Annotated in this window: 15 protein-coding genes; 2 read left to right on the forward strand and 13 right to left on the reverse strand. The window is 37.4% G+C overall.

All coding sequences use genetic code 11. The features are described 5' to 3' along the window. Window positions 1-22 precede the first annotated feature (22 nt). From recO to rpsU, 7 genes are all read right to left on the reverse strand, one after another. Entirely contained in the window at window positions 23-784 is a 762-nt protein-coding gene (gene recO, locus MOO45_RS04700) for a DNA repair protein RecO (RefSeq protein WP_249513799.1), read from the reverse strand. Beyond that, window positions 785-1,690, reverse strand: a complete 906-nt coding sequence (gene era / locus MOO45_RS04705; protein WP_249513800.1) for a GTPase Era — start codon at window positions 1,688-1,690, stop codon at window positions 785-787. After that, window positions 1,680-2,084 carry a cytidine deaminase gene (locus tag MOO45_RS04710; RefSeq protein WP_249513801.1) on the reverse strand — a complete coding sequence of 135 codons (405 nt, stop codon included), beginning with the start codon at window positions 2,082-2,084 and terminating at the stop codon, window positions 1,680-1,682. The genes era and MOO45_RS04710 overlap by 11 nt, the downstream gene beginning before the upstream one ends. A gap of 20 nt (window positions 2,085-2,104) precedes the next feature. Beyond that, entirely contained in the window at window positions 2,105-2,581 is a 477-nt protein-coding gene (gene ybeY, locus MOO45_RS04715; protein ID WP_249513802.1) for an rRNA maturation RNase YbeY, read from the reverse strand. Then, the gene (locus tag MOO45_RS04720) at window positions 2,578-3,510 is read right to left on the reverse strand and encodes a PhoH family protein (protein ID WP_249515163.1); all 933 of its coding nucleotides are present in this window, start codon (window positions 3,508-3,510) and stop codon (window positions 2,578-2,580) included. The genes ybeY and MOO45_RS04720 overlap by 4 nt, the downstream gene beginning before the upstream one ends. Before the next feature lie 128 nt (window positions 3,511-3,638). After that, a complete protein-coding gene (locus MOO45_RS04725; protein WP_249513803.1) occupies window positions 3,639-4,082 on the reverse strand; it encodes a GatB/YqeY domain-containing protein in 444 nt (147 codons plus the stop codon). 20 nt (window positions 4,083-4,102) lie between these two features. Continuing rightward, window positions 4,103-4,291: a 30S ribosomal protein S21 gene (rpsU, locus tag MOO45_RS04730; protein ID WP_249512765.1), complete on the reverse strand. Its 189-nt coding sequence runs from the start codon at window positions 4,289-4,291 to the stop codon at window positions 4,103-4,105. 161 nt (window positions 4,292-4,452) lie between these two features. Between rpsU and MOO45_RS04735 the strand changes: the two genes are divergently transcribed. Next, entirely contained in the window at window positions 4,453-5,268 is an 816-nt protein-coding gene (locus MOO45_RS04735; protein WP_249513804.1) for a pyruvate, water dikinase regulatory protein, read from the forward strand. A 2-nt stretch (window positions 5,269-5,270) separates the two neighbouring features. On the opposite strand, the gene MOO45_RS04740 is transcribed toward MOO45_RS04735, so the two are convergent. The 4 genes from MOO45_RS04740 to hisS form a co-directional block, all read right to left on the reverse strand. Then, the gene (locus MOO45_RS04740; protein ID WP_249513805.1) at window positions 5,271-6,149 is read right to left on the reverse strand and encodes a YitT family protein; all 879 of its coding nucleotides are present in this window, start codon (window positions 6,147-6,149) and stop codon (window positions 5,271-5,273) included. Window positions 6,150-6,225: 76 nt separating this feature from the next. Next, window positions 6,226-6,657: a peptide-methionine (R)-S-oxide reductase MsrB gene (msrB, locus tag MOO45_RS04745; RefSeq protein WP_249513806.1), complete on the reverse strand. Its 432-nt coding sequence runs from the start codon at window positions 6,655-6,657 to the stop codon at window positions 6,226-6,228. Between the two features lie 57 nt (window positions 6,658-6,714). Next, window positions 6,715-8,475 carry an aspartate--tRNA ligase gene (gene aspS, locus MOO45_RS04750; protein WP_249513807.1) on the reverse strand — a complete coding sequence of 587 codons (1,761 nt, stop codon included), beginning with the start codon at window positions 8,473-8,475 and terminating at the stop codon, window positions 6,715-6,717. Further along, a complete protein-coding gene (gene hisS, locus MOO45_RS04755; protein WP_249513808.1) occupies window positions 8,476-9,765 on the reverse strand; it encodes a histidine--tRNA ligase in 1,290 nt (429 codons plus the stop codon). It lies immediately after the preceding gene. Between the two features lie 335 nt (window positions 9,766-10,100). Here hisS and MOO45_RS04760 point away from each other — a divergent pair, with 335 nt between their 5' ends. Next, window positions 10,101-11,432 carry an N-acetylmuramoyl-L-alanine amidase gene (locus MOO45_RS04760; RefSeq protein WP_249513809.1) on the forward strand — a complete coding sequence of 444 codons (1,332 nt, stop codon included), beginning with the start codon at window positions 10,101-10,103 and terminating at the stop codon, window positions 11,430-11,432. 64 nt (window positions 11,433-11,496) lie between these two features. On the opposite strand, the gene MOO45_RS04765 is transcribed toward MOO45_RS04760, so the two are convergent. Together MOO45_RS04765 and dtd are read right to left on the reverse strand one after the other, a co-directional pair. Further along, a complete protein-coding gene (locus tag MOO45_RS04765; RefSeq protein WP_249513810.1) occupies window positions 11,497-12,132 on the reverse strand; it encodes an HAD-IA family hydrolase in 636 nt (211 codons plus the stop codon). Next, complete coding sequence (dtd, locus tag MOO45_RS04770) at window positions 12,122-12,574, reverse strand: D-aminoacyl-tRNA deacylase (RefSeq protein ID WP_249513811.1); 453 nt, start codon at window positions 12,572-12,574, stop codon at window positions 12,122-12,124. The genes MOO45_RS04765 and dtd overlap by 11 nt, the downstream gene beginning before the upstream one ends. Between the last annotated feature and the right edge of the window lie 8 nt (window positions 12,575-12,582).

Below are 12,582 nucleotides of genomic sequence, written 5' to 3' on the forward strand. Positions count from 1 at the left end.
ACTTTCACCTCAAATTACAATTTTATAATTGCCATTGATACATCTGATCAATAAATTTTTTACTTTTAGGGTAAACGCCCACATTATCTTTATAAAGTAGATCCAACGTCTTCCGTAACTGTACTTTTACATTTTCTGACACACTAATTTTTCCCACACGCTGTAAATCTAAGCTTGCAAACAAACGTAAATACGCAACCGTCTTCGGAATCAAATGTAATCGGTGTTCATCATGTGACCAATGCTTCGAACACAAAAGTCCACCCAAACTCAAAGAATAATCAAAAATTCCCTGCGTTTCACCACCGATCACACAGCTTCGTAAATTAGGTGCAACCCCAAACGGCTTCAGCAATTGAACTTCCAGAACATTAGTAATAATTTCAGGATCTAATTGCTGATTAACAAGTCTTTGCGCTGTCAAAATTTGTGTAAACCAATGTTGCGAAACAAGTTGCTTATCAAAGGCACGCAAAAGCAAATCATTTTGATAAGTCACATAAGCATTAGCTTTTATATCTTGTATCAAATATTGGAATTGCTGTAACTTCAACGCCGCAGTCAAGTAAGAAAAACCATGTTCATTAATCACCCCTTGATAATTTCCATACGTGAAAGGCAAGCTCAAAGAACGATTTTTCGCATTCACTTTTTTGACACCGCGCATCAAGAACGTTTTAATTCCAAATTTATCTGTCAATAGCCAAACTAATTGGTCATTCTCATGATAATCTTGCGTTCGTAAAACTAGTCCAGCAAAATTTTGATTGCGTTTTAAAACCAACTATTTCAAATCCTTTAAGGCATAGCCAGCGCGTGCTAAAAATAATGGATCCTCGCGCCAATTTTTTTGGACCTTCACCCATAATTTCAGATTAATTTTCTCACCTAATAAATCTTCTAATTTTTTTCGTGAACGAATTCCAATTTGTTTCAACATTGAACCCTTGGTACCAATCAAAATTTTCTTTTGACTATCACGTTCCGTATAAATCGTGACCTCAATCTGAAGTTTATTATTAAGCCGTTGATTCATTTGGTCCACAAGCACCGCCACAGAATGCGGAACTTCTTGACGCGTCAACTCAAGAATCTTTTCACGAATAATTTCAGCCACCACAAAATATTCAGGATGATCACTTAATTGATCTTCTGGATAATACTGCGGTCCTTCCGGTAAATTTTGCCCAATCGCTGCCAGCAATTCAGGTACATTATTACCCTGTGTTGCCGAAATGGGAAAAATTTCCGTAAATTTCAATAAATTATTATATTGGTCAATCAACGGCAACAGTTTGTCAGGATTAATCAAATCAATTTTATTAATTACCAAGAAAACAGGTACATTTAACGCACTCAACTTATCCAAAAGCTTATGTGCAGTATCATCAAGCGCTGCTTGAGCGCTAACCATCATTAAAACTAAATCCACTTCTTTTAAAGCGGAATAAGCGGCCTGATCCATATACTGATCCAAACTATTTTTCGGTTGATGCACTCCTGGTGTATCCAAAAAAATAATCTGCTGCTGACTATCAGTATAAATCCCCTGAATCTTATTTCGCGTAGTCTGCGCTTTTGGCGAAATAATAGAAATTTCCTGCCCCAAAATTCGATTCATAAAAGTCGATTTTCCGACATTCGGAGCCCCGATAATCGCCACAAAACCTGAACGAAAACTATTTGTCATCTGCTAAATCTCCTGTCGAAAAAGCTCCTGGCAACAATTGCGCCACGCTGACTTGCTGCTGAGCACCCGCTTGATTAGTTAAAATCACAGGCATTTGTGGATCGCAAAATTCACTAATCACCTGCCGACAAGCACCACACGGCGCAATCGGGCCACCGGTTTGGCCGGTAATTAACAACGCTTGAAAATCTTGACAACCATTTGCAACTGCTTGAAAAATAGCAGTTCGTTCAGCACAATTAGTCAATCCATATGAAGCATTTTCGATATTACAACCACCAAAAATTTGACCATCGGTCGTCAACAAAGCAGCACCGACATGAAAATGTGAATAAGGAGCATAAGCTTGATCTAACATTTTTGTCGCTACATTCATTAATTTATCTATTTTCATTTTGCCAAGCTCCTTTTTATTTAACGCTTCAAACCAAAATCAGCTAAAATTTCACGTTGTAATCCAAACATTTGCTCAGCCTCATCATCTTGAATATGATCCAGTCCAGATAAATGTAATAAACCGTGCACAACAGTATAACCAAATTCACGATCAAAAGAATGACCATACTCTTGAGCCTGTTTTTGAACCACAGCTGGACAAATAAATAAATCACCAATATTGCGAGGAATACCAAATTCTTCAGCTAATGCTTGTGAACTAATTCCGTCATCATCACCATCTTCAATGGCAAAACTGATCACATCAGTCGGTCGATCAACATTGCGATATTCTAAATTAATTTGATGTATTACTTCAGATGTACAAAAGGTCATCGAAGCTTCTGTTTGTTGAGGCAACGCAATTTTTTGAGCACCATATTCAAATAAATCTCGCGCCAATTTGAGGTGTTCAGCATCAACTAATTGATGCGCATCATAAATCTCTAAATTCATTCTTTACTCCTGTTTACTTGGTCATAAGCACGAATAATTTCGGCTACAACGGGATTTCGTACCACATCATCAGCAACAAAATCGACGAAACCAATATGTGGCAAATCTCTGAGAATTTCTTGCACTTGTAATAAACCACTATGAGAATGCCGCGGCAAATCAATCTGGGTCGGATCACCATTCACAACCATCTTGGAACCAAAACCTAAACGTGTTAAAAACATTTTCATTTGTTCGTGGGTCGTATTTTGGGCTTCATCAAGGAGACAAAAAGCCTGATCCAAAGTTCGACCACGCATATAAGCTAAAGGTGCTACTTCAATGACCTCGCGCTCCAATAACCGATTGGTTTGATCCGATCCTAAAACTGAATATAAAGCATCATAAATTGGTCGTAAATAAGGATCAACTTTTTCCTTTAAATCTCCTGGCAAAAACCCTAAATTTTCGCCTGCTTCCACAGCTGGTCTGGTCAAAATTAATTTTTGCACACGCCCTTTTTTCAAGGCTGCCACTGCCATGACTACAGCTAAATAAGTTTTCCCCGTACCAGCCGGTCCAATGCCAAATGTAATATCATTTTTCTTAATTGTTTGAATATACTGACGCTGCCCCAAATTACGTACACGAATGGGCTTGCCCTTGGCATCACGAATCAAAATTTCATTGTATAAATCTTCAAAATATTCTAAAGTACCTGCTTGAGCCATTTGGGCTGCACTGACAAAATCCGCTTGACCAATCTGAATCCCAGAATGCTGTAAATGATTCAAAATTTTTAAAATTTGAAAAACTAGATTAACATTCTGAGGATCACCAGCTAAATCTACACGATTACCAAACGGATGAATTTTAATAGGAAATTTTTCTGCCAAAAGCAGCAAATTGCTATCATTACTACCAAATATTACAGCATCATCATTATTCATTAACTGAAACGATTTTGTTATCTCATCTGTCAAAAACGTCTGCTCCTGTCAATTGGATTTTATAATCATTTTACAGCAAATTGAAGTTAAATAAAAAGGCTAAAGTAAATTAACTTTAACCTTTATATTTAACTCAATACTTCTTTGACAATTTGATTAACTACTGAGCCATCAGCTTGACTTTTTGTCTTAGCCATTACGGCCTTCATTAATTTACCAAAATCAGCTTTTGATTCTGCACCAATATCAGTAGCAGTTTGTTGAACAAGTTGACGAATTGCAGATTCGGATAGCTGTTGCGGCATATACTTATCCAAAACAGCCATCTGCTCTTTAGTTTGTGCAACTAAATCATCACGATGACCATTCTGAAATTCTACCAAAGAATCTTTTTGTTGCTTCATTTGCGAAACAACAACTTGCTGTTCTTCAGTAGTAGTCAAATCATGACCAACTTCGATTTTTTTGTTCATCAAAGCAGACTTAAGCATTCTGATAACTGACAAACCGACTTTGTCATGACCTTTCATGGCAACTTTCATGTCAGTCATTAATTGATCAGTGAGGGACATTACTATCACACTCCGAATTATTAACGTCTTCTTCTCTTCTTATTACGCTTACGTGCAGCTTCAGATTTTAACTTGCGTTTAACGCTAGGTTTTTCATAAAACTCACGCTTACGGTATTCTTGAAGAGTACCACTCTTAGAAACAGAACGTTTAAACCGACGAAGAGCATCATCAAGAGACTCGTTCTCACGAACAACTGTCTTAGCCATATGATATCCCTCCTTCCGTTCGTTACGTAACTGTTCGTTAAAACAGTTCTTATTTAGTATACCAAACAATATCAGAAGTTGAAACCATAATTTCTGAAGTTAGACTAGCTTTTTTTGAGAAAAAATGATAATTTTAAAAAAAAACAGCAGGTAACCGACTTATGAAACAAATTGTTTATACCATTTCCGACTCTTCTGGTGAAACGGCAACTAATTTTGCCCGTTCCATGATGGCACAATTTAATGAAATTGACACAACACAAAAGCGCTATTCTTTCATTAAAGACATTGATCAATTAACACGTATCTTGCAGCATGCTCAGCAAGATCAAGCCTTGGTTTTTTATACGCTCAGTAACCCGGAATTTGACCAAATCGTTAAAAATTTTGATCATGACAAACATATGCTTTGCTTTGACATTTTAAGTCCTTACTTAACGATGATCGAAGCTTTTACTGGTCAAAAAGCTTCCCACGAAATTGGCGCTGCCCGTAAACTCAGTACCCAATATTTCAAGCGGATCGAAGCCATTGATTTTGCTGCCGAAAATGATGACGGCAAAAATCCACATAGCATGGTCGAAGCTGATGTTGTTTTATTAGGGATTTCTCGAACTTCGAAAACACCCCTAACTTTTTACCTAGCCAATCAAGAAATTAAAGTTATGAATTTGCCCTTAGTTCCTAGTGTTCAATTACCTGATGAACTCTGGGAAATTGATCCACAAAAAATTGTTGGTTTGACTAACGATGAGGAAGTTTTACGCAAAATCCGAGAAGAACGGATGCTGTCGTATGGTCTAAAAGCTCAAACAAACTATTCTAGTACTGAAAAAATTCAACAAGAATTACAATATGCCCAAAATTTATACGATCAATTAGGTTGTTTGGTTATCAATGTCGCCAATAAATCAATTGAAGAAGTTGCAGCGATCATTGAAGAAAAATTACAGCTGAACACTTTTTCCGCCAATTAGTATTAATAAATATGCTCTTGATAAAAACGCCCCATAATCATTTTAGCTTCGGTAATGCTTACGAAAGCATAAGGATCAGATTCATGCATTGCCTGACGAAAAGTGGGCAGTTCATATTGCGAAATTACCGTAAACAACATTGTCTTTTGTGCGTGTTGATACGCACCTTCAACATCATTAACAATCGTGATTCCCCGTCGCATTTCATCTTGAATTTGTTTAATCACTGTTTGGGCATGCGAGGTTACAATAATTACCTGCAATTTCTGGTCCCGGGTATATAAAGCATCGATCACCCGACTATTAATAAAAATACTCAAAATAGTATACAAAGCATGGATCCAACCAAACAAAAAACCAGAACCAATGACAACAATCAAATTAAAAGTCAAATTAATGGTCCCTACACTTTCGCCGACCTTTTTACGCAAAACAATGCCAATAATATCTAAGCCACCTGTAGATAATTCATTTTTCAAGGACAAACCTGTACCAAAACCGTTAAAGACACCACCAAAAATAGCACAAATAATTGGATCAAATTGAACCTTAACTGGATGCAAAGAACGCATTAAAATTGTTGATAAAACAACAGCTACAATCGTAAAAATCGTAAAATTGTGACCGATTTTTTTCCACGAAAGAATGAGCAATGGAATATTAAAGAGCGCATATAAAAATGCAACCGGAATTCCGATGCCGAAAAAGCGTCCACAAACAGTTGAAATTAATTGAGCAAAACCAGTAATCCCCGAGCCGTAAATATGACCCGGAGTCCAAAAAATATTAACCGCAATAGAAACACAAATGGCGTAAATTAACGCAATAGATAACTTGGTAAGCGTGCGGTAGCGATGCAAAACTTCTTCTAAATCTTTCATAATTGATGTGTAGTCCTAGCCCTTTATTAAATATCTTGCATTGACTACTTTAACACATTACTAAGTTAATAAAAGACTAATTTTTAGCCGTCTCCACCTGGTCGACATATTGACCGTAACCTTCTGCCTTCATTTTTGCCAACGGAATAAATTTTAAAGCCGCAGAATTAATGCAATAACGTAGGCCACCTGCTGCTCTCGGTCCATCCGTAAACACATGTCCCAAATGTGAATCCGCTTTCTTACTACGAACTTCCGTCCGATCCATCTGATGGCTTTGATCATGCTTTTGCTTTAACGGTCGAATCGGTTTCGTAAATGCTGGCCAACCACAACCTGATTGATATTTATTAGCCGAAGAAAAAAGCGGCTCTCCACTTACAACATCCACATAAATTCCTGGTTCAAAAAAATTATCGTATTGATTATCAAATGGTCGCTCTGTTCCATTTTCTTGTGTCACATGATACTGTAATGGATCTAATTTTTGCTTTTGTTCTTCATACATAAAAAAACACCTCCAATGAAATTGTAACTTTTTTGGAGGTGTCTTTCAGTTAAAAGGCTATTTTTTTATTTCTAAATCCAATTCATCTAATTGCTTTTGAGCAACTCTGGCCGGAGCTTTCATCATGGGTTCCGAAGCTTTAGAATTTTTTGGAAAAGCAATAACATCACGAATATTATTACGGTGAGCCAACAACATCGCAAAGCGATCCAAACCGATTGCCAAGCCACCATGTGGTGGAAAACCATAATCCAAGGCATCTAATAAGAAACCGAACTGTTCTTGTGCCCGCTGCGGTGTAAAATCAAGGGCTTTGAACATTTTTTCTTGAATTTCTCGTTCGTGAATCCGAATTGAACCACCGCCTAATTCATAACCATTGAGTACAATATCATAACTTTGTGCATGGGCCTGATGCGGATTAGTTTCTAATAAGGCAATATCCTCTTCATTAGGCATCGTGAACGGATGATGTGCAGCAATCCAGCGACCCAAACCTTCATCATATTCAAATAGTGGCCAATCAACGACCCACAAAAAATTATATTGATCATCATCGTACAATTGTAATTCTTTGGCAAAATGTTTCCGCAAATAACCGAGCGCATCCGCACAAACTTTACGCGAATCAGCCACAAACAACACCAAATCATTATCGGCTAAATCTAATCGTTCTTGTAATTGTTCTGCTTGGTCTTGCACAAATTTAGCCACCGGGCCCGTTAAATCTGCTCCTGAAACTTTTAACCAAGCCAAGCCCTTTGCACCAAACCGTTTAATATAATCTTGTTGTTCTTCAATTTTTTTACGAGAATACTGATCAGCTGCATTTTTTAAGACAATTGCTTTGACTTGACCACCGTTAGCCAGTGCATTTTGGAAAACTTTGAAAGTAGAATCCGCAAATACCGGACTTAAATCTTGTAATTCCATACCAAAACGGGTGTCTGGTTTATCCGAACCAAAACGATCCATCGCTTCATTCCAAGTTAAACGTGGAAATGGCAGTTGCACATCAACGCCCTTTACATCATGCATAACTTTGGCAATAAGACCTTCAGTAATATCTTGAATTTGTTGAGCGTCCAAAAAACTGGTTTCTAAATCAATTTGCGTAAATTCAGGTTGACGATCTCCCCGCAAATCTTCATCACGAAAACAACGTGCAATTTGATAATAACGATCAAAACCTGCACCCATTAATAACTGTTTAAAAATTTGAGGGGACTGCGGCAAAGCATAAAAACTCCCCGGGTAAACTCTAGAAGGCACTAAATAATCCCGTGCACCTTCAGGAGTGGATTTAGCCAAATCTGGCGTCTCAATATTGATAAAATCAGTTTGATCCAGATAACTATTGACGGCGATCACAATTTTTGACCTAATGCGCAATGCTTGTTGCATTTCTGGCCGTCTTAAATCTAGATAACGATACTTTAATTTTGTTTCTTCACTAACTTCTACGTCATTTTCAATATTGAAAGGTACCGTTTTAGCACGATTTAAAATCTGCAATTGTTGGACGGCAACCTCAATCTCACCAGTTTGCATTTTGTGATTCACTGCCTCAGGATCGCGAGCTACTACTTTACCTTGTACACTAATGACGTATTCAGAATGTAATTCTTCTGCTTGTCGTAAAGCTTCTTCAGTACTGTTGTCTTGACTAAAAACTAATTGGACAATCCCCTCGCGATCGCGCAAATCAACAAAGATCAAATTACCTAAATTACGCTTTTTTTGAACCCAACCAGCCAAAGTAACTTCCTGACCTAAATACTGGCCATCAATCAAACCACAATAATTTGTTCTATTCATTTAATTACGTCCTTCTTTTTTTATTTGTGCTAATAACGAAGACTGATCATTGAGATCCACTACAAATTCTTGACCGTCCGTCAAACGTTTAAGCTTAGCTTGGCCTGTTTGCAATTCATCATCACCAATTGTTAACGTAAACTTGGCTTGCAAACGATCAGCTTGCTTAAACTGTGCCTTAACTTTTTTATTTAAATAATCTCGTTCAGCGTAAATTCCTGCTTGACGTAATTGCATCAACAATTTAGAAACTGCCAAAGAATCTGCAGAATCAACACTCACCAAATAAACATCTGGCCCTTGTGCCTTTGGTAAATGTTGATTTTCAGCTTCTAATAACAGCATCAAACGTTCAACACCTAAGCCAAAGCCAACGCCGGAAACATCTGGTCCTCCCAATTGCTCAACCAAACCATTATAACGTCCACCAGCAATAACAGTCATTTCACGATTATCAAAAGCTGGGCTTTGCACCATGATTTCATAGATAGTGTGATTGTAATAATCCAAACCTCGAACCATGTTAGAATCAATTGTATAAGGAATTTGCAATGCATCCAATAATTGACGTACTTGTTGGAAATGCTCTGTCGCTTCTGGCGTCAAATAATCCAAAATAGACGGAGCATTCTTCACCAATTCCTGGTCCTTAGGATCTTTACTATCCAAAATTCGCAATGGATTTTTGCTCAACCGCGTTTTGGAATCAGCACTTAATTGTTCGCGTAAAGGATCCAAATAGTCTATTAATGCTTGCCGATAAGCTGTCCGTGTGGTTTGATCACCTAATGTATTAAGTACAACTTGATAATTGTTAATCCCTAATTCATTTAAAAAATTGACCGCCATTGCAATCGTCTCGCCATCTAATTGTGGACTCTCACTGCCTAAAGCTTCCACGCCAATTTGGTGAAACTGACGTTGGCGTCCTGATTGTGGACGCTCATAACGAAACATTGGTCCTTTATACCAGACTTTATACGGACGCACATATTCGGGCGCAAACAGCTTATTTTCGACATAAGCCCTCACAACACCTGCTGTCCCTTCTGGTCGCAAAGCTAAATGCCGTCCCCCTTTATCTTCAAAATCATACATTTCTTTGGAAACCACATCAGATGTGTCGCCAGAAGAACGCGCAAAAACATCGTATTGCTCAAACATTGGCGTCCTAATTTCTTGATAACGATAATTTTTAAAAATTTTTTGTGCTGTATTTTCAACAAACTGCCACTTTTCCGATTCACTTGGTAAAATATCTACAGTTCCCTTAGGTTTTTGATATTGCACTTAATTAGTCCTCCTCAATAAATATCCCAGATTGCCGTTTTACTGAACTTGATAACAAAAAAGCACCCTTGTCAGCCAAGGGTGCAAATCATTTACACGGTACCACCTTAATTAGTGCTGCAGTTAACGCCTGCCCAACGGATTTCAATCATAATGATACTGTCACAACGATTAATGAATACTCTCAGCCAACTATTCTCTCTGTTATAATAATCGTTCGTACACTCACGTAAATACATATTACCATCTTCGATTAGAAATTCAAGTTAGAATGTATAGCTATTTATTTTTTATTATTATAAGATAGTATTAATAAAATATTAGGATGTCTTGTGATGTTGAAACGAATACAGCAATTATTTAACATAAAAAATTACAATTATGCAAAATTTCTCCTGATTTTTATTTTTTTTATAACGGCTAGTTACTCGACAATCGCTGTAGCACAATCGAATCAGATGATTGTTAAAGCTAATTTTTTAAATGTTCGCATGGGTCCTAGTCTTTCGTACGATACGATTGCTCAAGTCAAGCGCGGCGAAAAATTGACAATCATTGATGAAAAAAATGATTGGTATCAAGTTCGCATTGCTGACGACAAAATCGGTTGGGTTGCTAGTTGGTTAATCAATAATAATGACGCCAACACCTCCAGTAATACTTCTGGTGTGATCAAAGCACCGAATACTAATGTACAAAAATATCCCCAAAAAGATTCTGAAGTTTTAGGAACGCTGTCTCAGTCACAGAAAGTCAATATTGTTTATTCGCAAAATGATTGGAGCCAAATTATTTTTAACCAAACGGTTGGTTGGATCCCCAACTCTGAATTAATTATTACTGACAAAGTTCCCGATAAGATTCAACAAAATCAAACGCAACAACAGCGCCAAACAGCCACTAATATCCAGTCGGTTACTACTTTGCAAAACAACACGCGGATCTTTAAAAATCCTTCTACGAATGCCAAAATTATTGCGCATATTACCGATCAAACAACTTTACCGTACTTAGGTCGTAGTGGTAAATTCTACAAAGTTAGATTAAATTCTGGCGATGAGGGCTATATTCCTAGTGGTTTAGTTTCTATTTCTGACACCAAATATGCGATAAAAACAGCAGCAACTAAACTAGCCGAAGCAACAATTGTCCTAGATGCTGGTCATGGTGGTAGTGATCCTGGCGCTTTATCCAGCAATCAAAAACACGAAGAGAAAAATTATACCATCCAAGTTGTAAAACTTTTGCAACAAAAATTACAACAAACTGGCGCAAATGTTGTTTTAACTCGTAGTCAGGATCAAAGCGTACCTTTGGCTGATCGTGCGCGTTTAGCTAATAAATTAAATGCCGATGTCTTTATCAGCATTCATTTTGATGCCGCCTACAGCGGTCATGCTTCTGGTCTAACGACGTATTACTATTCGGGGAAAAAAGATCGGCAATTAGCCAAAAACATTAGTGCACAATTAAAAACCATGCCGCTACCTAATCGAGGCACCCATTTTGGTAATTACGAAGTTTTACGGGAAAATGAGCAGCCGGCCATTTTAGTTGAAGGTGGCTACTTGGATAATAATAAGGATTATCAAAAAATTAAGAGCCCTAAATACCAAGCTGAATTAGCTGATGCTATTTACCAAGGATTAATTCAGCATTTTAAATAAAAACACAATTTTCATATCCTAGACAAAAAAATTGAACACCAGGCATTATCCTGAAGTTCAATTTTTATTTTGCAATCAATTTAGTAAGATCATCCAAATTCTTAACAATTATCTGTGCATTGGCGCTATCGTGAAAACTGTCTACATCAAAATACGCACTTGTTATCCCAGCATTATGCCCTGCTTCTACATCTAAAGAGCGATCACCAATCATTATCGTTTCCGCTTTTTCTAAACAAAAGTGTTGCATTAAATAATTTAACGCTGTGGGATCAGGCTTGCGCGGAAATGGTTGACTAGCTGTCACAAAACCACTGAACAAATCATAAATGCCTTGTTCCTTCAACAAACTCAATGCTTGATCATCTCGGTGAGTTAACAAAAAATTTTGCCCACCATTTTGTTGGATTGTCTGCAAAACACGCGGCGCATGTGGATACAATTGAACATCTTGCTGCGCTTGATGATCAAGTTTTTGATAATAGGCTTGGACCGCCGCAAATTCTTGCTGGCATTCATGCGCACAAACTTTTAAAATTTGCGTAACCGAAGTAAGCTTACTTTGACGATATAAAATTTGGCGTTCTGGACATTGTTGCCAACCAAAATATTCTGCTGTCTGCTGCAAACTTCTAACAATTCCTGCATAGGTATCTGCCAAAGTACCATCGTAATCCCACACAAAATTTTTAAACATCATTATTTTCCTTTTCATACATTATCGTCATTGGTCCGTCATTAATGAGTTGAACCTGCATATCCGCACCAAATTGACCAGTTTGTACAGTTAAATTACTTTGCCGCAATTGCTGATTAAAATCTTCATATAATTTTTGCGCTTTTGTTGGTGCTAAAGCTTCCACAAAACTTGGTCGATTGCCCTTTTTAGTATTGGCATATAAAGTGAATTGAGAAATCGACAAAATTTCGCCCTCAACATCTGTGATCGCCAAATTAGTTTTTCCATTTTCATCTTCAAAAATTCGACTTCGTAAAATCTTCTGAGCCAAATAATCAACTTGGACGACTGTATCGGTTAAACCAAATCCAACAAACAATAACAAGCCTCGTGAAATCCGTCCAATAACTTTTTGATCCACACTAACCTGTGCTTGCATTACTCTTTGTGCCAATACCTTCATAATTCACC

The sequence above is a fragment of the Bombilactobacillus folatiphilus genome (assembly GCF_023380265.1).
In the GTDB taxonomy this organism is placed as follows: domain Bacteria; phylum Bacillota; class Bacilli; order Lactobacillales; family Lactobacillaceae; genus Bombilactobacillus; species Bombilactobacillus folatiphilus.